The organism is Okeania sp. SIO2C9 (assembly GCF_010672455.1).
Taxonomy (GTDB): Bacteria; Cyanobacteriota; Cyanobacteriia; order Cyanobacteriales; family Microcoleaceae; genus Okeania.
In genome coordinates this window covers 1-21,891 of sequence record NZ_JAAHGO010000110.1, presented here as the reverse complement: position 1 = coordinate 21,891, position 21,891 = coordinate 1, and the positions used below count along the sequence as shown (strand labels likewise).

Genomic DNA, 21,891 nt, shown 5'->3' with positions numbered 1-21,891 from the left:
AGCATCGGTCTTGTATAGTAAATAGGCAACAGGCAACAGGCAACAGGCAACAGGCAAGAAAAAAACTTAAATTTCCTGCAAATATCCACGCCAACTTTTACACAAACGATACCAACGGACATGATATAACCTACATTCCGCACGACAAAACGTAGTATAGAAGAAGGAGTCAGGAGACAGGAGACAGGAGACAGAATTTTAGAAGAAAATCATAGCTGCCGTGATTGACTAATCATGTATAGCAAGTATTTATGCTTAATATTTAACTGAGAATTTGACTTTTGAGAAGTAATTTATACAGTATAAATATTTACCAATAATAGAATTTTTATACTACTTTTGATGTTACAAATTGACGTGCGGAATGTGGGATATAAGACTTTTTCAGCAAACCCTAATTACTTAAATATTTCATCCCCCCCACTCCCCCACTCCCCTACTCCCAACTATACAATAACTATTCAACCGGACATGATATTATTTCCTCCTATTCCCTCTTCCCTCTTTTCTAGAGATGTCTATTAGCGGATATGATATTAGTTACGAGAATAAGAACGTTCAAACCTAATTTTTATCTTCTCAGCGACAACCGCTAAAACCACACTTAATAGAGAAACAGAAACCATCAACAACTTAATGGTAAAATCTTCTGTAATTATTGCTAAAGCTGCTAGAGCGATCGCTACTCCCACAAATATTTGCTTGAAACGAATAGCTGTTTTATGCGCACGACTACAGGAACTACAAATTTGAGTATGTCGTGAGAAGCGGTCTAACACAGGTGGTTGTGGATGAACTTGTAAGTGTTCTTGGTCTGGCAATGACTTAGTGTTGTAACCTAGATAAAATGGTAAACACTCTCCGTATTTATCCAACCATTTGCGATATTCAACTACTAATAGATCGGAAGTTTTCAACGGCAAATATAGGGAACTTAAACTTTGCTCTAACCTTTGAACTTGTGCTTGCTGCCCAACTACTAGAGGTAAGTCTTCTTCTAAAAACTTACCTCGATACCAATGTTCCATCCAGCGTGGTTGCCACTTACGTTTCCAACTGGGAAAGTTACTATAATTTCTGATTATAATTCGGCATTTTCCCTTTCCTGTCGGCAGTGAATAAAGCGCAGCTCCACCTACCCGTTTTGATTTTTCTGAGGTAGTTGAACCTCTGTATGTGATTAAATTCGGAGCAATAAAATCAAGATTAATCCAATTTTCAGTCTGTTGTCTTGTTTTCCGGTATCTACCTCTAATTCCACGAGCAGAAGTTTCTATCACTTCCATTTCTAGGGGTTGAGCCTGTTTACGACTATTCAGAGTAGCTTCATGGCTGATATATAGGTGAGATGGGTCGATAGCATTTTCAATGAAGTAGGTTTGATCGTAAGGCAGGTCGATCATATAGTCTGAACTAAGTACTGTAGGGTTATCTAAGTCTGCCACAGTGGGGATTAGTTTTTCATCAGCCACCCTTGCTTCCCCAGCCCACATCCAAACTATACCTTGTTTTTCTGCCACCAAAAATGATTGTACACAAGCTTTTGCTGGAATTTTCGCATCTGCTGGCAACTGCGGAATATGTAAACATTCTCCCTCACTGCCAAACTGCCAACCGTGGTACAAACATTCGATTTTGCCGTCAATTATTTGTCCGTCTGAGAGTTTAGCAGCACGGTGAGGACAGACATCTGTCAGACAAATTAATTTACCATCGTTATTTCTAAATAAAACCAGAGGTTCATCATACAAAGAAAAACTATAAGGGCGGTTTTTAGGTAAGTCTTGAATAAATGTGATTGGATACCAACCGTTTCTCCAGTTAAATTCTTGGTCTGTTTCTGGAGTTGCTGAGGTATTAGTGGATGGTAAAATTTCTGGGATATTGGGTGCTATTGTCATAATAATCAATTTTTTTTGTTATGGAGTTTCTAAATTAGTTGATCATATTTATTTGGTTTGATAAAGGGAGGTTTTTGACACACAGGACTTACACACACCAACCAAGAAACCGGGTTTGCCCTCATTATTACAGCACTTTGCGACTCGATGAAGTACACCCATAGCGGGCAAGATGCCCGCACTACAAGATTTTCACCATTTACCTTGTAATTATTTGATTGAAATATGCTATATCTTTCCAATGGTGAAGTTTACCTTGATAAACCCAGTTTATGCGTAAGTCTTGCTTAATAACGAGAATAAGAACGTTCAAACCTAATTTTTAACTTCTCAGCGACAACCGCTAAACCCACACTTGATAGAGAAACAGAAACCATCAACAACTTAATAGCAAAATCTTCTGTAATTATTGCTAAAGCGGCTAGAGCGATCGCAACTCCCACAAATATTTGCTTGAAACGAATAGCTGTTTTATGGGCACGACTACAGGAACTACAGAATTGAGTATGATGATAATATCGAGCCATTGATACATCTTCCTTCTCAATCTTACTGCACTTTTCCCCAGTCTTAGAAGTAGCATAACCTTGATAATAAGGTAGAGATGAACCGAAGCGATCAAGCCATTTTCGGTATTCTAACAGAATAGTATCGGAAGTCTTCAGAGGCAAATATAATTCCTTCAAGCTTTTTTGCGTCCTTTCAATATATTCTTGCTGTCCTAAAACCTGTGGTAAATCTTCCTCTAAAATTTTACTTTGACCTAAATGTATCATCCACCGGGGAGTCATTTTCAGTTTCCACCCAAAAAAGTTGCGATAACTACGGGTCAAAACTCTACATCGGTTTTTACCTACTGGCATCGAATACAACGCCAACCCAAACTCCCAACCCTTTTCTTCAATGGAAAAATTCAATAGTACTAAGTTAGGAGCAGAAAATGTGAGATATCTCCAAAAGTCATTAGGGTTACGAGTGCCTCGAAATCTAGATTTTATTCCCGCGATCGAACTTTCCAAAATTTCCATTTCTAGGGGTTGAGCATTTTTACCGAAAAATTGGGTTTAAAGCCTCGCCCTTCTAGGGCGACTTTTTAGTTTATTTTTTTTCACAGACTATGTTATCATATTGTTAGTTCAAAAGTCATTTTATGAAAGCCAGATTTAAGTACCGTATATATCCAACATGGGGACAAAAACACCGATTAGCAAGACTATTTGGTTGTGTCCGTGTTGTCTGGAATGATAGTCTAGCTTGCTGTCAGGAAAAGTACAAATCAGGAGAGAAGAAGCCTGTTAACCCCGAGCTACAAAAACAGTTTATTACTCAGGCTAAAAAAACTGAAGATAGAGAGTGGTTATCAGAGGTTTCTGCTATTCCATTACAGCAATCTTTAAATGATTTAAACCAAGCTTATCAAAACTTTTTTCAATCGACCAAAGGCAAGAGAAAAGGTAAACCTATAAAACCTCCACGATTCAAAAGTAGGAAGTCAAGACAGACTGCTAGGTTTACAAAAGGAGGTTTTAAAGTAGGCAAACACAAAGTTTATTTAGCTAAGATTGGAAAGCTGAAAATAGTTTGGTCAAGAGAGTTACCTGCTGCTCCATCATCAGTAACAGTAATTAAAGATTCAGCTCATAGATATTTCTTAAGTTTTGTAGTAGAAATACAACCAGAAACTTTACCTGAAAATGAAAATTCAGTAGGTATAGATTTAGGAATTAAAACTTTTGCAACATTGAGTGACGGTACAAAGGTTGATGCTCCTAAGTCACTCAAAAAACGAATCAAGAAATATCGAAAGTTAAGTAAGTTATTATCTAACAAAACCTTAGGATCGAAACGATATGAAAAAGCTAGACTGAGAGTTGCTAAGTTCCATGCAAAATTAAAGGATACTAGGGCAAATTTTCTACATAAATTATCTACTGAAATAATTCGTGAAAACCAAACAATTGTTTTAGAAGACTTGAACGTTTCAGGTATGGTCAAAAACCGCAAACTATCTAGAGCAATTTCTGATTTAGGCTGGAGACAATTCCGAACGCTATTAGAAGGAAAAGCGGAAAAATACGGTCGCGATTTTCGAGTAATAAGCAGGTGGGAAGCAACATCTCAAACCTGCTCTAGTTGTGGTTTTAAAGGTGGTAAATTAGACCTATCAGTGCGAGAATGGGAGTGTCTCAACTGTGGTACAAAACACGACAGAGACGAGAATGCAGCAATAAATATATTAGTCGCGGGTGGGCAATCCGAGACAAAAAACGGGCATGGAGGCAAGTGTAAGACTACTGCCAAAGTAGCAGCAGCCTGTGAGATGCCAACCCGCCGAGGAGCCACGGCTCGGTAGGAATCCCCGTGCCTTTAGGCCGGGGTGGATGTCAAACAAGCTTTTGCCGGAATTTTAGCATCTGCTGGTAACTGCGGAATATGCAAACATTCTCCTCCATTCCCAAACTGCCAACCGTGGTACAAACATTCGATTTTACCGTCAATTATTTGTCCGTCTGAGAGTTTAGCAGCACGGTGAGGACAGACATCTGTCAGACAAATTAACTGACCATTATTATTTCTAAATAAAACTAGAGGTTCATCATACAAAGAAAAACTATAAGGACGGTTTTTGGGTAAGTCTTGAATAAATGTGACTGGATACCAACAGTTTCTCCAATTAAGTGTTTGCTCTATTTCTGAAGCATCAGTAGGTAGTAAAATTTCTGGGATATTGGATGCTATTGTCATAATACAAATTTTTCTGTTCTACAATTACTTAATTAGTTTATATATACAGCAAATTGCAAGTATATGAAGTACAAATATTAACAATAAAACTTTTGTGGTGCGCGCATCTTGCCCGCCACCATGAGTGTACCCTTTACAGCGCTTTTCAAATTGATGAACCACATCTTCACAAGCAAAAATCCTGTAGGGGCGAACGGCCGTTCGCCCCTACTGTGGTCTATCCAAATGAAAACCGCTGTAAAAAAGAGGCGTTGCTGATTCTGGGTATGATGCAAGCCCCCCTAACCCCCCAATTTTGGGGGGAATAAAACTCTAAAAGTCCCCCAATGGGTGGGGGATGCGCGGGGGCTTAACCAGAACAAAATGCGCATTCATACTTCAATTCAGCAACGCCAAAACAGATAATAATTGACTACTTTGTGAATCTATAATACGATTAATTGTTAACTAAAATGGAGCCTTTTCTAGGGAATAAATTTAATTCTAATTGAGTAGATTCTTCTTGCCATAAAAATTCACAACTACCATAAACAATTTTACTAGGTCGAGAATTAAACTGAGTAATAGAAACATTTACCTTCGCTGCTTCTGTAGCACTATTAATAGCCACAATAATTTCCTCATCTCCTAAAATGCGAGCAAATACATACACATTTCCCTCAGCAAATAAAACTTCATAACTACCAGTACGCAAAGCAGAATATTGATTTCTAATAGCAATCAACTGTTTGTGATATTCCAGAACTTGAGTATCCCATTTTTCAGTAGTAGGAAAACCACGACGAGAGTCAGGGTCTAACTTCCCTGGTAAACCTACTTCATCACCATAATAAATACTAGGTGCACCAGGAAAAGTAATTAACAACAGAGTAGCTAACTCCACACTTGCTTTATCCCCTTGAGCAATACTTAAAACTCTAGCTGTATCGTGACTGTCTAATAAATTCAGTTGAGTTAGTTCAATTTCCCACGGATAGAGTTGCAGTAACTCCTGCATTTTTTCACCATATTCAACAGCAGATATAGCTGGATAAGCTGAATAGTCACAACCTTTAACTTGGTCAATATCCACACGATCGCCCGCACTAAAAGCAATAGTTGGACCAGTAAACAAATAGTTCATCACTCCATCAAACTGAGTGCCATCCAACCATTGCACGCAGTCACTCCAGACTTCACCCACAATATACGCTTCTGGGTTAATAGCTTTGACGCGATCGCGAAATTCTTGCCAAAACCCAGGAGTCTTAACCTCAAACGGCACATCCAACCGCCAACCATCAATGCCAAACTCTAACCAATATTCCCCAACTTGCATAATATATTCTTTCACTTCCGGGTTATCGTGATTGAATACAGGCAAAGCGCGGTTGCCTACCCACCCCACATAATTAGCAGGTAAACTGCCATCGTAAGCAGAAAGAGGCCAGTCTTCTATTTTGAACCAATGTAACCAGGGTGAGTGGGGACCGTTTTCTAAGATATCGTTGAAGAAATAGAAACCGCGACTAGCGTGGTTGAAAACTCCATCGAGAACGACTTTAATATTGCGATCGTGGGCAGCATCTATTAATACCCTTAAAGCTTCATTACCTCCTAAAATTGGATCGACTCGGTAATAGTCATGGGTATGATAACGATGATTACAAGCTGATTGAAAAATAGGGGTGAAATAAATAGCAGTGACACCAAGGTCTTGAATATAGTCAAGTTGTTCGATGACACCCCAGAGGTTGCCACCTTTGTAACCTTGAGGAGTAGGAGGTTCATCCCAAGGTTCTGGGGTAGAAGGATACCAACCTTTGTCTATTCCTTTTCTGGTTTGGGTAGGTGGTTGACCTTGAGCAAAACGGTCTGGGAATATTTGGTAAAAGACGGCGTGTTTTACCCATTCTGGTGTTTGAATTTGCATAGATAATTTTATCTTTTTAGGAAATCGATATTATTTTTACAGGAAATTGGTCTTAAAGTATCACAAATTCAAGTAATATTAAAATTTTTCACAATGACTAGGCAATTTGATGTAGAGAAAGGTTAGATTTGTAAAGGATACATAATATTCTAGAATTGGCCAAGGCAACTGAAAAAAATTAGTAACTATTATGACCTATTAGCAAAGAATTATTTCAGGAAAAATCAAAATTACATTAGACATCTCCAATCATAAAAAATCAAATCAATTATCCCACAGAAATTATAAATTCTTTCCCCCTACTCCCTACTCCCTACTCCCTACTCCCTACTCCCTACTCCCTCTTTTCTGGAGAGGTCTATTGTGATGGTGGTGGCATCAATAGCTCACGTCAATACTTGTTCAAGCAAGAGTTGCAAGCTCTAATTAATGAATTAGGGATAAAAATTCCCATTCCAAAAATCGGCGTTGGTAAAGCGCGGGTATGATATTAATCTTAATTCTTTAGGAGTCAGGAGTCAGGAGTCAGGAGTCATATCATGTCCGGTAGCATCGGTCTTGTATAGTAAATAGGCAACAGGCAACAGGCAACAGGCAACAGGCAAGAAAAAAACTTAAATTTCCTGCAAATATCCACGCCAACTTTTACACAAACGATACCAACGGACATGATATCAGGAGGGAATAAAGAAGAAGACACAGGAGTAGAAGAAGAAAGTTTTTCGGGGAGCGTAAAGGTCACGAAGTTCTATCGCGCTCTTATCCGGACATGATATCATACCTCAAATTCCCATTCCAAAAATCTAATTACCAATCCATAAAACCATGTCAGAATATTACAATGCTTTCATTTCCTACGGGCGAGCTGATAGTAAATATTTTGCTACAAAACTCTATGAAAAACTCACAGAAAATGGTCTAAAAATCTGGTTTGACCAAAATGATATTCCTCTGGCAGTAGACTTTCAAAATCAAATTGATGATGGTATCATAAAAGCTGATAATTTTCTGTTTATTATTGCCCCTCATTCTGTTAATTCTCCCTACTGTCTCAAAGAAATAGAATTAGCTATTAAATACAATAAACGAATTATTCCCCTGCTTCACGTCGAACAAATTACTTATGAAATTTGGCAACAACGAAACAAAAAAAAACTTTAGAAGAATGGGAAATTTATCAACAACAAGGTAAACATTCCAGCTTTCCCAATATGCACCCTGAAATTGGTAGAATTAACTGGGTTTATTTTCGAGAAAATATTGATAATTTTGAGACAAGTTTTACAAATTTAATCGAATTATTTAACCGTCACCAAGATTATGTCAGACAACATACTAATTTGTTGGTGAAAGGTTTAGAATGGGAAGAAAATCAAAAACAAACTCGTTATTTGTTGATAGGAAAAGAACGCCAAACAGCAGAAGAGTGGTTAAAAAATAAGTTTACAGAAGAACAACCGCCGTGCCTTCCTACAGATTTACATTGTGAATTTATCTGTGAAAGTGAGAAAAATGCTAATAATTTAATGACTCAAGTTTTTCTGTCTTTTGCGGAAGTAGATAAAAATATTATGCAGCAAATTAGGAAAAGTTTGATGAGGGAGGGAATTACTGTTTGGAGTTCCCATTCTGATATTAAAACAGGTAAAAATTTTCAATCTGAAATTAATCAAGGTATTGACGGATCTGATAATGTAATTTATTTATTGTCTTATGAAGCGATCAAATCTGAATATTGCCAACAAGAATTAACTTATGCTTTGAGTCTGAACAAACGGATTATTCCTCTATTAATTTCTCCCACAGATTCAACAGAAATTCCCACAGAAATTAACAATTTACAATTTATTGATTTTACTCAATCAGAAGCTGAAGGAATAGACAAACTTATCAAAGAATTACAGTCAGAAGCGGTTTATTATGAACAACATAAATTTTTATTAGTCAAAGCTTTGAAATGGCTGGAACAAAATCGTAACCCTAGTATTTTATTACGGGGTTATAATCTGGATAAATATCAAAGTTGGCTGGAATTAGCTGGAAATAGAACGGTTAATTTGCCCACTAATTTACAAAGAGAATTTATAACTGAAAGTGCTAAACAACCACCTAATTTAGTTTTAGATATTTTTGTTTCTTATTCAAGAGCAGATTCTGATTTTGCCAGACTGTTAAATGATGCTTTACAAAGTCAGGGAAAAACAACTTGGTTTGACCAAGAAAGTATTGCTACAGGAACAGATTTTCAACAGGAAATTCATCGCGGAATTGAACAGTCGGATAACTTCTTATTTATTATTTCTCCAGAGTCGGTAAATTCTCCTTATTGTGCTGATGAAGTGGAATATGCCAAAAGTTTAAATAAACGGTTTGTGACAGTATTGCATCGAAAAGTTAATCCTGCGGAATTACATCCAGAATTGGCAAAAGTGCAATGGTTAGATTTTAATAGGTATAGGGGAGACTTTTATGCGAACTTTAGCGAATTAGTGCGGACGTTAGATACAGATAGGGAATATGTGCGGGAACATACGAAAATGTCACAAAAGGCGTTGGAGTGGCAAAAAAATGGTAAAAGTGTAGATTTATTGTTGCGTGGGAAGGAAGGCGTTAGAGCTTATGATTGGTTGGAGACAGTAGAAAAACAAAGAAAACAACCTCCATTGACTGAGTTTTTAAAGGAATATATTGTGACTACGAAAGCCGAATTAGAAAACTTGAAAAAAATGGAAATAGAGCGTCAACAGCGAGAGTTACGCAAGCAAAGGAGAGATAAGGTGATTTTATCGGCCTTTTTGACGTTGATGACGGGGTTATCTATATTTTCAGGGTCACAAATGCTTAAGGCGAGAAGACAAAGTGAAATTGCCTTAGCTCGTCAGTTAGCGGCTGAGTCTGAATCAATGAGAGTTCGGCATAGAGGTTTGCATCAGGTAAGTGTGTTGCTTGCTGTGGAGTCAATGCGGAAATTCCAAAAACTGAATATGCCTACTGTATTAGCAGATACAGCTTTACGAGGTGGGTTAACTTTATTGGGAGATTTTTTCTGGGGGATGCAGCATAATGGAGATGTAAATGCAGTGGCATTTAGCCCTGATGGCAAGTATATTGCTACTGGGAGTAATGACAAAACTGTAGGAGTATGGGATGGTGCTACGGGCAAACAAATTACTAAACTTCAGCATAATGGAGATGTAAATGCAGTGGTATTCAGCCCCGATGGCAAGTATATTGCTACTGGAAGTCGTGACAAAACTGCGGGAATATGGGATGTTGCTACGGGCAAACAAATTACTAAACTTCAGCATAATGGAGATGTAAATGCAGTAACATTCAGCCCTGATGGCAAGTATATTGCTACTGGGAGTAATGACAAAACTGTAGGAGTATGGGATAGTGCTACGGGCGAACAAATTACTAAACTTCAGCATAATAAAGATGTAAATGTAGTAGCATTCAGCAACGATAGCAAGCATATTGCTACTGGAAGTCGTGACAAAACTGTAGGGATATGGTCCGCTGTTACGGGTCAACAAATTACTCAACTGCAACACGATGAGGAGGTAAGGGATGTAGCATTCAGCAACGATAGCAAGTATATTGCTACTGCTAGTGAGGATAATACTGCGGGGGTATGGCATACTGCTACGGGTGAACAAATTACTAAACTTAAGCACGATGATCGAGTATACGCAGTGGCATTTAGTCCTGATGGCAAGTATATTGCTACTGGAAGTCGTGACAAAACTGCGGGGGTATGGGATGCTGCTACGAGCGAACAAATTACTAAACTTCAGCATGATGATCGAGTATACGCAGTGGCATTTAGCCCCGATGGTAAGTATATTGCTACTGCTAGTGATGATAATACTTCCAAAATTTGGTCTGTTATTACAGGTCAACAAATTACTCAACTGCAACACGATGAGGAGGTAAGGGATGTAGCATTCAGCCCCGATGGCAAGTATATTGCTACTGCTAGTTTTGACAACACTGCAGGAGTCTGGTTTGCTGCTACTGCTAAACAAATTACTCAACTGCAACACGATGATGAGGTAAGGGATATAGCATTCAGCCCCGATGGCGAGTATATTGCTACTGCAAGCTTTGACAACACTGCAAGAGTCTGGTTTGCTGCTACTGCTAAACAAATTACTAAGGTGGAGCATAATAACTTGTTATATGCAGTAGCATTTAGTCCCGATGGCAAGTATATTGCTACTGCAAGTCGTGACAAAACTGCGGGGGTATGGGATGCTGCTACGGGTGAACAAATTACTAAACTTCAGCACGATGATAGAGTATACGCAGTAGCATTTAGTCCCGATGGCAAGTATATTGCTACTGGAAGTCGTGACAAAACTGCGGGGGTATGGGATGCTGCTACGGGTGAACAAATTACTAAACTTCAGCACGATGATAGAGTATACGCAGTGGCATTTAGTCCCGATGGTAAGTATATTGCTACTGCAAGTCGTGACAAAACTGCGAGGGTATGGGATTTTGCTATAGGTAAAGAAATTAATCAATTTCAGCATGATGGGGAGTTAAGGGATGTCGTATTTACTCCTGATGGCAAGTATGTTGCTACTGCAAGTCGTGACAAAACTGCGAGGGTATGGGATGTTACTACGGGTAAACAAATTACTAAACTACACCACGATGGATATGTCAATGCAGTAGAATTCACCCCCGATGGCAAGTATATTGCTACTGCTAGTGATGATTATATTGCTAGGGTGTGGGATGTTGCTACGAGTAAAAAAATTACTAAACTGCGGCATGATGGCTCAGTCAACGCAGTAGAATTCAGCCCCGGTGGCAAGTATATTGCTACCGCTAGTGCGGACAATACTGCCTGGATCAACTCCCTCAATACCCAGGGTATAGTTAATGAAGTTTGCCGTCGCTCCCGCCGTAATTTGACTGCCGAGGAATGGCAGAGGTATATGAATCAACCTTTACACCAGTATCAGAAAACTTGTACAGATTTGCCCGTGCATTCTAGTTTGATTTCCGAAGCCAAAGAATTAGCACAGGAGGATAAGGTAGAAGAAGCAGAGAAATTATTGGGAGCGGTTATCAAGTTGGATGATAAGATTGACTTGTTGCCGAAAACGGAAGTTATAGACCAAAAACCAGTATTAGTAGTGCGTCAGTTTCAAGCAGAAGGGAAAGTGGAAGAGGGAGTGAAATTGGCAAAACAGGGGAAAGTTGAGTCGGCTATTTCTATGTTTAAGGAAGCTCAAAAGTTGCAGTCTGATGTTGACTTGAATTCAGACACAGAGGAAATAGAAACAGATGCAGTAGCAGTGGCTAAAAAATTAGCTGCTCCGGGTAAAGTAGAAGGTTGATGTACCTCACCCCTGGTGAAAACCGCTTGCAAAACGGTCTGGGAATATTTGGTAAAATACGGCGTGTTTTACCCATTCTAGTGTTTGAATTTGCATAGATAATATCAAATCCGGTAGCATCGGTGTAATTAGATGGAGGGATGGGGGGATGGGGAGATGGGGAGATGGGGAGATGGGGAGATGGGGAACCCACCCCGAACCCCTCCCAGGAGGGGAATATAGAGAAATATTTGGAAATGGTTGAAGATGGAACATTTTTTTATACCGAATTAAACGGATTTGATATAATACCAATTTGAAAAAAGAATGCTATCAAAAGTGCCTCTCGATCGGATATGCTTAAAAATAATAGCTATTCTTCATTAAAGAATAGTTATCTCTATCGTTTTTACCTTTTTTTAAATATTTCCTCCTTCTTCCTTCTTCCTTCTTCCTTCTTCCTTCTTCCTTACTTCTACTATTTGTAACAAACACTTATCAAATTGGTATAATCTCCTCTTTTTTGTAGTAGCGAAAAGCTCTTCACCTCTACTATTCTGACAGGAAATTGGTCTTAAAGTCTAACAAATTCAAGTAATATTAAAATTTGTCACAATTACTAGATAATCTAATCTAGAAAAAGGTTAGATTTATAAAGGATACATAATATTCTATAATTGGCCAAGGCCACTGAAAAAAATTAGTAACTATTATGACCTCTTAGCAAAGAATTATTTCAAGAACAATCAAAATTATATTGTGATGGTGGTTGCATCAATAGCTCACGTCAATACTTGTTTAAGCAATAGTTGCAAGCTCCAACTAATGAATTATAGATAGAAATTTCCATTCCAAAAATCTAATTACCAATCCATAAAATCATGTCAGAATATTACAATGCTTTCATTTCCTACGGGCGAGCTGATAGTAAATATTTTGCTACAAAACTCTATGAAAAACTCACAGAAAATGGTCTAAAAATCTGGTTTGACCAAAATGATATTCCTCTGGCAGTAGACTTTCAAAATCAAATTGATGATGGTATCATAAAAGCTGATAATTTTCTGTTTATTATTGCCCCTCATTCTGTTAATTCTCCCTATTGTCTCAAAGAAATTAATCACGCCATTAAATACAATAAACGAATTATTCCCCTGCTTCACGTCGAACAAATTACTTATGAAATTTGGCAACAACGAAACCCAAAAAAAACTTTAGAAGAATGGGAGATTTATCAGCAAAAAGGATTACATTCTAGTTTCCCCAATATGCACCCTGAAATTGGTAGAATTAACTGGGTTTATTTTCGAGAAAATATTGATAATTTTGACAAAAGTTTAACTGATTTAATCGCATTATTTAATCGTCACCAAGATTATGTCAAACAACATACTAAGATTTTAGTTAAAGCCTTAGACTGGGAAAATAATCAAAAACAAACTCGTTACTTGTTAATTGGAAAAGAACGTCTACAAGCAGAACAATGGTTAAAGATTAAATTTACAGATGAACAACCCCCTTGTATTCCTACAGATTTACATTGTGAATTTATCTGTGAAAGTGATAAAAATGCTAATAATTTAATGACTCAAGTTTTCCTGGCTTTTGCTGAAGCAAATAAAAGTTTTATGGAAAAAATTAGGAAAAGTTTAATTAGAGAAGGAATTACTGTTTGGAGTTCTCATGCCGATATTAAAACTGGAAAAGATTTTCAAATAGAAATTAACCAAGGAATTGCTGGAGCTGATAATCTAATTTATTTATTGTCTCCTGAAGCGATCAAATCTGAATATTGCCAACAGGAATTAACTTATGCTTTGAGTCTGAATAAACGAATTATTCCTCTATTAATTTCTCCCACATATTTAACAGAAATTTCTCCAGAAATAAGTAATTTACAATTGATTGATTTTACTGCCTCAGAGCCAGAAGGAATAGATAAACTCCTTAAAGAATTAAAGTCAGAAGCTGTTTATTATCAACGGCATAAAATTTTATTAGTCAAAGCTTTGAAATGGCTTGAACAAAATCGTAACTCTAGTATTTTATTACGGGGTTATAATCTCGAACAATATCAAAGTTGGCTGGAATTAGCTGGAAATAGAACGGTTAATTTGCCCACAGATTTACAAACAGAATTTATTACAGAAAGTGGTAAACAACCACCTAATTTAGTTTTAGATGTTTTTGTTTCTTATTCCAGAGCAGATTCAGATTTTGCTCGACAGTTAAATGAGGCTTTACAAACTCAGGGAAAAACTACTTGGTTTGACCAAGAAAGTATTGCTACGGGAACAGATTTTCAACAAGAAATTAATCGCGGAATTGAACAGTCGGATAATTTCTTATTTATTATTTCTCCAGAGTCTGTAAATTCTCCTTTTTGTGCTGATGAAGTCGAATATGCCAAAAGTTTAAATAAACGATTTGTGACAGTATTGCATCGAAAAGTTAATCCTGCCGAATTACATCCAGAATTGGCAAAAGTGCAATGGTTAGATTTTCATCGGTATGGGGGAGACTTTTATGCTAACTTTAGCGAGTTGGTGCGGACATTAGATACAGACAGAGAATATGTGCGGGAACATACGAAAATGTCGCAGAAGGCGTTGGAGTGGCAGCGAGATCATAAGAATATTGATTTACTGTTGCGCGAAAGTAAGTATGTGAAAGCTGATGAATGGTTGCAGTTGGCAGAAACAAATTCTAAGGAACCTGCTGTGACTGAAGAAATCAAAGAATTTATTCTAGAAAGTAAGGAATTAGTAGAAAAGGAACAAAAACGAAAACAATGGCGGCGTCAACGAACAATTGTCGGAATGGCTGTATTTTCTCTGATAATTTCTGGAGTAGCAGCAGTGGCAGTTTGGCAGTGGCGCAAAGCTATCATCAGCGAACGCAAAGCTGAGATGAGAGAGTTAAAAACTCGCATAGTTTCAGGAGAGAGAACTTTAGACCTCCAGTTAGCAGCGCTGAAACTAGAGCAACAAGCAAATGCAACAACAGCAAACATACAAACCACCGATATTCTGCAACAAACTGTTAACTGGGAAGGATATAAAGAAATCAATAGCTTAGAAGGACATGAAAATTTTGTCTACGGTGTAGCATTGAGCCCCAAGGGAGATTTAATTGCTTCTGCAAGTTTGGATAACACGGTAAAACTGTGGAAACCAGATGGCTCTTTGGTGCGCACTCTCACCGGCCATGAAGGTCCTGTCATAGATGTAGCATTTAGCCCCAAGGGAGATTTAATAGCTTCTGCAAGTAATGACAACACGGTAAAACTGTGGAAACCAGATGGCTCTTTGGTGCGCACTCTCACCGGCCATGAAGGTTATGTCAGAGATGTAGCATTTAGCCCCAAGGGAGATTTAATTGCTTCTGCAAGTTTTGATAAAACGGTAAAACTGTGGAAACCAGATGGCACTTTGGTGCGCACTCTCACCGGCCATGAAAATTATGTCGAAGCGGTAGCATTTAGCCCCAAGGGAGATTTAATAGCTTCTGCAAGTTTTGATAAAACGGTAAAACTGTGGAAACCAGATGGCACGGTGCGCACTCTCACCGGACATGAAAATATTGTCGAAGGGGTAGCATTTAGCCCCAAGGGAGATTTAATAGTTTCTGCAAGTTGGGATAACACGGTAAAACTGTGGAAACCAGATGGCACTTTGGTGCGCACTCTCACCGGGCATAAAAATTATGTCTACGGTGTAGCATTTAGCCCCAAGGGAGATTTAATTGCTTCTGCAAGTAATGACAACACGGTAAAACTGTGGAAACCAGATGGCACTTTGGTGCGTACTCTCACCGGACATGAAAATTATGTCAGATATGTAGCATTTAGCCCCAAGGGAGATTTAATAGCTTCTGCAAGTAGTGACAACACAGTGAAACTGTGGAAACCAGATGGCACTTTGGTGCGCACTCTCACCGGGCATAAACATTATGTCTACGGTGTAGCATTTAGCCCCAAGGGAGATTTAATAGCTTCTGGAAGTTTTGATCACACGGTAAAACTGTGGAAACCAGATGGCACTTTGGTGTGCACTCTCACCGAGCATGAAAATATTGTCGAAGCGGTAGCATTTAGCCCCAAGGGAGATTTAATTGCTTCTGGAAGTAGGGATCACACGGTAAAACTGTGGAAACCAGATGGCACTTTGGTGCGCACTCTCACCGAGCATGAAAGTCCTGTCGAAGGGGTAGCATTTAGCCCCAAGGGAGATTTAATTGCTTCTGCAAGTTGGGATCACACGGTAAAACTGTGGAAACCAGATGGCACCTTGGTGCGCACTCTCACCGGCCATGAACATTATGTCATAGCGGTAGCATTTAGCCCCAAGGGAGATTTAATTGCTTCTGCAAGTAATGACAACACGGTAAAACTGTGGAAACCAGATGGCACTTTGGTGCGCACTCTCACCGGCCATGAAAATTTTGTCAGAGATGTAGCATTTAGCCCCAAGGGAGATTTAATTGCTTCTGCAAGTAGTGACAACACGGTAAAACTGTGGAAACCAGATGGCACTTTGGTGCGCACTCTCACCGAGCATGGAAATTATGTCAGAGGTGTAGCATTTAGCCCCAAGGGAGATTTAATTGCTTCTGCAAGTCATGACAACACAGTGAAACTGTGGAAACCAGATGGCACTTTGGTGCGCACTCTCACCGGCCATGAAAATTCTGTCGAAGCGGTAGCATTTAGCCCCAAGGGAGATTTAATTGCTTCTGCAAGTTTTGATAAAACGGTAAAACTGTGGCGCTTTAACCAAGATGACTTGACAGCTCATGCTTGCCAGTGGATGAGTGACTACCTGAAAAACAATCCCAATGTCACGGAACAAGAGCGTCGTCTCTGTGGAGTAGAAGCTTCGCTAACAGCTTTGTTTTTGCAGGGTGAGAAGTTGGCAGCAGAGGGAAAATATTTAGCCAAAGATGGGAAAGTTGAAGAGGCAATTTCTGTGTTTAAGGAAGCTCAAAAGTTGCAGTCGGATATTGACCTGAATTTAAAAACGGAGGAAATAGAAACAAATGCAGAAGCGGTGGCGAAAAATTTCTTTGCTCTTAGTAAATTAGAAGTGGGAAAAACATTAGCAAGACAGGGAGAAATAGATGAGGCAATTAATCTTTTCAACGAAGCCAAAAAATTAGATTCAGAGTTAGAAATAACTGCTCGTGATTGGAATTCAATTTGTTGGAATGGGAGTTTATATAATCGATCTAAAGATGTAATATTTGCCTGTGAAAAAGCAGTAAAACTCGATTCAGAAAATGGATCTGTTAAAGATAGTCGTGGTTTAGCGCGGGCATTAACTGGGGATGTTCCGGGAGCTATTAAAGACTTTGAAGCATATATTAAATGGGAGGATAATGAAAAGAGAAAAGTACAACGACAAGGTTGGGTTGATGCTTTGAAAAAAGGGGAAAATCCGTTTACAGAAGAGGTGTTGGAGGAGTTGCGTTAATGGTATTTTGATATTGTCATTTTGCAAAACGGTCTGGGAAAATTTGGTAAAATACGGCGTGTTTTACCCATTCTGGTATTTGAATTTGCATAGATAATTTCCTCTTTTTTGTAGTAGCGAAAAGCTCTTCACCTCTACTATTCTGACAGGAAATTGGTCTTAAAGTCTAACAAATTCAAGTAATATTAAAATTTTTCACAATGACTAGGCAATTTGATGTAGAGAAAGGTTAGATTTATAAAGGATACATAATATTCTAGAATTGGCCAAAGCCACTGAAAAAAAATTAGTAACTATTATGGCTTCTTAGCAAAGAATTATTTCAGGAAAAATCAAAATTATATTGTGATGGTGATGGCAGCAATAGCTCACGTCATATCATGTCCGGTAGCATCGGTCTTGTATAGTAAATAGGCAACAGGCAACAGGCAACAGGCAACAGGCAACAGGCAACAGGCAACAGGCAACAGGCAACAGGCAAGAAAAAAACTTAAATTATCCTGTAGATATCCACGCTAACTTTTACACAAACGATACCAACGGACATGATATTATACCTATTCCTGATTTATGGTTAATTGTAGTAGCTATTTTCTTAGGAAAAGGAACAGTATTAATCTTAGAAAATAATTCTCCATTACGCCAACAAAAAAAATATTTTATTATTGCTATTTTTACTATTTTTACTAAATATAATTTATGGTTTAGCTAGTCTATAAATTTATATTACTGGTGCAATTTTATTGCCTTTGTTCTTCCCTAGTTTAACATTTTGGGTTTGTATATTTTTCTATTTAATTAAATCTAAATCAACAATTTAAAAAGTATTTACCGAAAAATAAAGGTTGAAAACCTCTCCTAAGCTATTTGTAGCAAAAATTTATCAATTTGGTATAACCAATCCTATCTGTTTTAAGAAGAGGTAATAATTAATTATTAATTGTTAATTATTAATTATTGTCAACCAATCCTATCTGTTTTAATAAGAGGTAATAATTATATCATGTCCGGATAATTAGTTATAAAAAAACTTTCTTCTTCTTCTCCTGTTCTTCCTCTTCCTTCTTCTTTCTTCTCTCCTGACTCCTGAGGACTCCGTAGTTATTTATTTATCACTGTTCAACCGGACATGATATTAGAAATCTGGTGATAATTAAAAATCAAATCAATGATAGTGTATAAATCATTAATTCTTTCCCCCTACTCCCTACTCCCTCTTTTCCGGAGAAGTCTATTAATTATTAATTGTTAATTATTAATTATTAATTATTAAAAACCACCCCCGCATCGTCGTACATGATAAGTAGGAAACGTGCCATAAGATTTAGCCAAAGGAGTTTTTCCCACATAATCGCAAGTAAATTCCTTCACCCCCTCCGAAGCAACCATTGCAGCAAACTCCTGACTCGAATAAACTTTCCCTGGTGGAGTAATAGGTTCAATTCTGGCAGCATAATTTACATGAGTACCACTGTAGGTTGTATCCCCAGTGATGGGGTTAGTATATTTATAAACCACCCCTGTGTGTAACGCTACCCGTAAATTCAAACTTGCGGGCAACCCTACTTTTTCCCAATCTGTACTCTGAACAAGATCACATACTTCCAAGGCAAATAAACCCGCATCCCTTACATGAGAGAAGACATAATATAAAGCATCTCCCCAAGTATTTTTCATCACTGGTTTATAAGAAGATTTACCCTCAAACTTTGCCACCGCACCGAGAAAATGTTCTACAAATATACTAATCTGGTTTTCCTTCAACTTAGAATAACTCTTGACATCTGCAAATAACAACGCCATGATTAACCGATTTTCCTCTTCTGGTGCAGATGTTGGTTGTAAGGGAGTTAGGGATGTGGATAGTGTATTCAATATCTCTACTTTCTTTATCATCACAGATTCTAAAATCTGCTGAATATCAATTATTTCCACATTATCATTCCATTGTCGCCAAAATTCCACAGCCTTTGCTGTACCACCTATCCCACCAATTTGTTGATTCCAAACAGCCATTGGTATAAGTTCTGTATCCAACTGTTCCGCCCGCATTTTTGCCATCCCATAAAGTATCCTATTAGTGTATTCATAGGCAATATTGCTTTGTTCAAGATTATAATGAGTTGGAATAATCACTTCCGTCGCTTTTTCCAAAACTTCATCAAACCGTCGTCGCCAACTACTACCAGGAATAATATCTATAGACTCTTTGATAAATTGTTCTTGTTCGTGGGGCAAAACAATATGAGTCTCCCCCTCCAACCCAGACAAAGCTTCGAGGAACAAAATATCACTACCACAAGCTGCAGAAGCATAACCCAAACGAGCATCTAACTGAATCAGGCGATCGCGAATTGCCTCATAAACCTGTGATTCTATCTCTGGCGGAAATCTAGGTATTGTGCGCCCTGGTTCATCAATCATGTGACCACTAAATACTACTACCCTAGAAATAGGCAAACAATTTTTAACCCAATTAATATCTCCTTGTCGATATTCTAGGATTAAAGTAGCATTACGACGAGTCGAACTTAAATCCCCAAATCTACCTTTACCTTGCTCCATAGCTTGGCCATACCAATCTTCTGCCTCAGAATTTTCCCCTAAAATTAAAGCAGTTTCTCCCAAAGTTGCCAGTAACCAGTAGTTATTCTCACTCCTCTGAGAAACTGGTGGGAGTTCAGCTAAACATTTTTCCCGTACTTCAGTAGCGATCGCCTTTGCTGTTTCAGCATCTCCCATCAACATTGTCATTGTGGCAGCATTAATTCCCGGATAATAATCCTTACTCATTTGATAAGCTTGTTGATATCGTTGAGCTGCCAATGCTATTTGTTCGGTATTTTCCTCTGGAGAGCTTGCTTGCTGCCACAAATCTTTATGAGTCCTGGCTAATAAACTCAGAGTTTCCTCGTCATTTTTGCCAGAGTTTACTAACTCTAATAATAAATTATTAGCCCGTTGAGTTGCCCCACTTCGAGCTAAACTCAAAGCTAAAAGTTGTTGTAAACGGATATCATTCGGCCATTCTTTTAACCCCTCCGACAAAATATCATAAGCCATTAATGGCTCCCCAAGTTTCAGGATATATTCACCCAAAATCTGAAAAATTTCTGGATAACGCAAATGGAGATTAATAGTTTCTCGACGAATTGTTTGTAAACTTTTTAAATTTAGTTGGGATGATTTTTTTAAACTTTCTAAAATTAAGGATAAATTACTATCATCAACTGTAGCAGTTTTTTCAGTAGTAGTTTCGCTTCCTTCTATTCGATAACCTATAGCTAAAAGAGTTTTAATTACTCCCATAGAAACAACGCGGTCATATTCTTTTTCTGACTCTGGCAATTCTTCATAAGGCACTAAACCAGGATGTAATTTTTGGGCATCATCTCGATTTTTTCCATATTTCCAACCTTCATAAAATCGCTGTTTTGCCCAAATTTCATGGGTATTTTTAGCCAGTAATTCAGTTATTTTTAAATGTTCTGTTGTCAGATTTACCTTGGAAGTATCTATTGGATCTGGTTTATAGTTCAAAATCTGCTCCTCGATCAAATAATAGTTAACGTCAGGATTCAGGGTTACTTAACATTCATTGATGATAGTAACTATAAGTTATCAGCTATCAGTTTTTGTATTGACATAGTAAATGTTTTTGGACTACTAATCCCAAATGATTTGTGAGAAAAAACTGTAGAGGTTTGATATTCACACCTAAGATTAAAGATTGGGTTTGGAAACAAAACTGCCACGATCAATCAAATATTACAACCTAATTTAGGATTGCTATAGGCGATCGCTAAAATATCTAGTTTGATCGCTTCCAGTTTTTCACCTTCTAAAATATTCCTAAAAACAGTTGATTTTATACTTTACTTACCGAAAAAATGGGTTTAAAGCCTCGCCCATAAGCGGGCGACTTTTTCTGCATCAATATTTTTTTTCAAATAATTGTTTGATCGGGAAAAATATATGCTAAAATAATAGCATAGAAACAAAAATATCACCATGTTAGTAAGAGAGGCTAAGTTATTAAACGGAACATCAAATCAATATAAATCCTTGGATGAAGCTATCAGAACAGCACAGTTTATTAGAAATAAAGCTGTTAGATATTGGATGGATAACCAAGGAGTAAATAAGTCACGTTTATACAAACTGAGCAAAGAGTTAGCTATTGAGTTTGCTTTTGTCAATCAATTAAATTCATCAGCTAGACAAGCCTCAGTAGAAGTAGCTTGGACTTCGATTAGTAACTTTTATCGTCGCTGTAAACAAGGAGCCAAAAAGAAAGCGGTGCGACCCCGCGACGACGAAAGTCGCAAGGGAACGCGCACTCCTGTGAGGATATCCTAAATTCAAAAAGCATTGTCGGTCTGTAGAATATAAACAATCTGGCTGGGTGCGATTCGTTTCCTTGAAAAATGGAGAATTCAATTCAAAGTGTACGAGGAGCAAGAGGTCAACCTTTCGTATTGGTTGAATCAAAACTTTTGACAACTTAATGACCATGAGGGTGAAAGTCC

12 protein-coding genes are annotated in these 21,891 nt (G+C 37.9%); 6 read left to right on the top strand and 6 right to left on the bottom strand.

Annotation, left to right across the window (positions count from 1 at the left end):
• Nucleotides 1-536 precede the first annotated feature (536 nt).
• Complete coding sequence (locus F6K23_RS36970) at nucleotides 537-1,901, bottom strand: Rieske 2Fe-2S domain-containing protein (RefSeq protein WP_293165663.1); 1,365 nt, start codon at nucleotides 1,899-1,901, stop codon at nucleotides 537-539.
• A 287-nt stretch (nucleotides 1,902-2,188) separates the two neighbouring features.
• Nucleotides 2,189-2,929 (bottom strand): hypothetical protein, encoded by a 741-nt coding sequence (locus tag F6K23_RS36965; protein WP_293165661.1) that lies wholly within the window; start codon nucleotides 2,927-2,929, stop codon nucleotides 2,189-2,191.
• 122 nt (nucleotides 2,930-3,051) lie between these two features.
• Between F6K23_RS36965 and F6K23_RS36960 the strand changes: the two genes are divergently transcribed.
• The gene (locus F6K23_RS36960; protein WP_293165659.1) at nucleotides 3,052-4,254 is read left to right on the top strand and encodes an RNA-guided endonuclease TnpB family protein; all 1,203 of its coding nucleotides are present in this window, start codon (nucleotides 3,052-3,054) and stop codon (nucleotides 4,252-4,254) included.
• 14 nt (nucleotides 4,255-4,268) lie between these two features.
• Here F6K23_RS36960 and F6K23_RS36955 read toward each other — a convergent pair whose 3' ends face one another.
• Nucleotides 4,269-4,646: a Rieske 2Fe-2S domain-containing protein gene (locus F6K23_RS36955; protein WP_293165657.1), complete on the bottom strand. Its 378-nt coding sequence runs from the start codon at nucleotides 4,644-4,646 to the stop codon at nucleotides 4,269-4,271.
• 436 nt (nucleotides 4,647-5,082) lie between these two features.
• The gene (locus F6K23_RS36950; RefSeq protein WP_293165655.1) at nucleotides 5,083-6,558 is read right to left on the bottom strand and encodes a glycoside hydrolase family 13 protein; all 1,476 of its coding nucleotides are present in this window, start codon (nucleotides 6,556-6,558) and stop codon (nucleotides 5,083-5,085) included.
• A gap of 825 nt (nucleotides 6,559-7,383) precedes the next feature.
• Here F6K23_RS36950 and F6K23_RS36945 point away from each other — a divergent pair.
• The 3 genes from F6K23_RS36945 (at nucleotide 7,384) to F6K23_RS36935 (ending at nucleotide 12,211) form a co-directional block, all read left to right on the top strand.
• Nucleotides 7,384-7,719: a toll/interleukin-1 receptor domain-containing protein gene (locus tag F6K23_RS36945; protein ID WP_293165653.1), complete on the top strand. Its 336-nt coding sequence runs from the start codon at nucleotides 7,384-7,386 to the stop codon at nucleotides 7,717-7,719.
• A complete protein-coding gene (locus tag F6K23_RS36940) occupies nucleotides 7,689-11,912 on the top strand; it encodes a TIR domain-containing protein (RefSeq protein ID WP_293165651.1) in 4,224 nt (1,407 codons plus the stop codon). Before F6K23_RS36945 ends, F6K23_RS36940 begins: the two co-directional genes overlap by 31 nt.
• Before the next feature lie 140 nt (nucleotides 11,913-12,052).
• Nucleotides 12,053-12,211 (top strand): hypothetical protein, encoded by a 159-nt coding sequence (locus F6K23_RS36935; RefSeq protein ID WP_293165649.1) that lies wholly within the window; start codon nucleotides 12,053-12,055, stop codon nucleotides 12,209-12,211.
• 40 nt (nucleotides 12,212-12,251) lie between these two features.
• Here the strand turns inward: F6K23_RS36935 and F6K23_RS36930 are convergent, their stop codons facing one another.
• Nucleotides 12,252-12,386, bottom strand: a complete 135-nt coding sequence (locus F6K23_RS36930; protein ID WP_293165647.1) for a hypothetical protein — start codon at nucleotides 12,384-12,386, stop codon at nucleotides 12,252-12,254.
• A 386-nt stretch (nucleotides 12,387-12,772) separates the two neighbouring features.
• On the opposite strand from F6K23_RS36930, the gene F6K23_RS36925 reads away from it, so the two are divergent.
• Nucleotides 12,773-17,362 carry a TIR domain-containing protein gene (locus F6K23_RS36925; protein ID WP_293165645.1) on the top strand — a complete coding sequence of 1,530 codons (4,590 nt, stop codon included), beginning with the start codon at nucleotides 12,773-12,775 and terminating at the stop codon, nucleotides 17,360-17,362.
• A 1,269-nt stretch (nucleotides 17,363-18,631) separates the two neighbouring features.
• Here the strand turns inward: F6K23_RS36925 and F6K23_RS36920 are convergent.
• Entirely contained in the window at nucleotides 18,632-20,902 is a 2,271-nt protein-coding gene (locus F6K23_RS36920) for a TRAFs-binding domain-containing protein (RefSeq protein WP_293165643.1), read from the bottom strand.
• A 471-nt stretch (nucleotides 20,903-21,373) separates the two neighbouring features.
• Between F6K23_RS36920 and F6K23_RS36915 the strand changes: the two genes are divergently transcribed.
• Complete coding sequence (locus F6K23_RS36915) at nucleotides 21,374-21,721, top strand: hypothetical protein (RefSeq protein ID WP_293165641.1); 348 nt, start codon at nucleotides 21,374-21,376, stop codon at nucleotides 21,719-21,721.
• The last annotated feature ends 170 nt before the right edge of the window (nucleotides 21,722-21,891 follow it).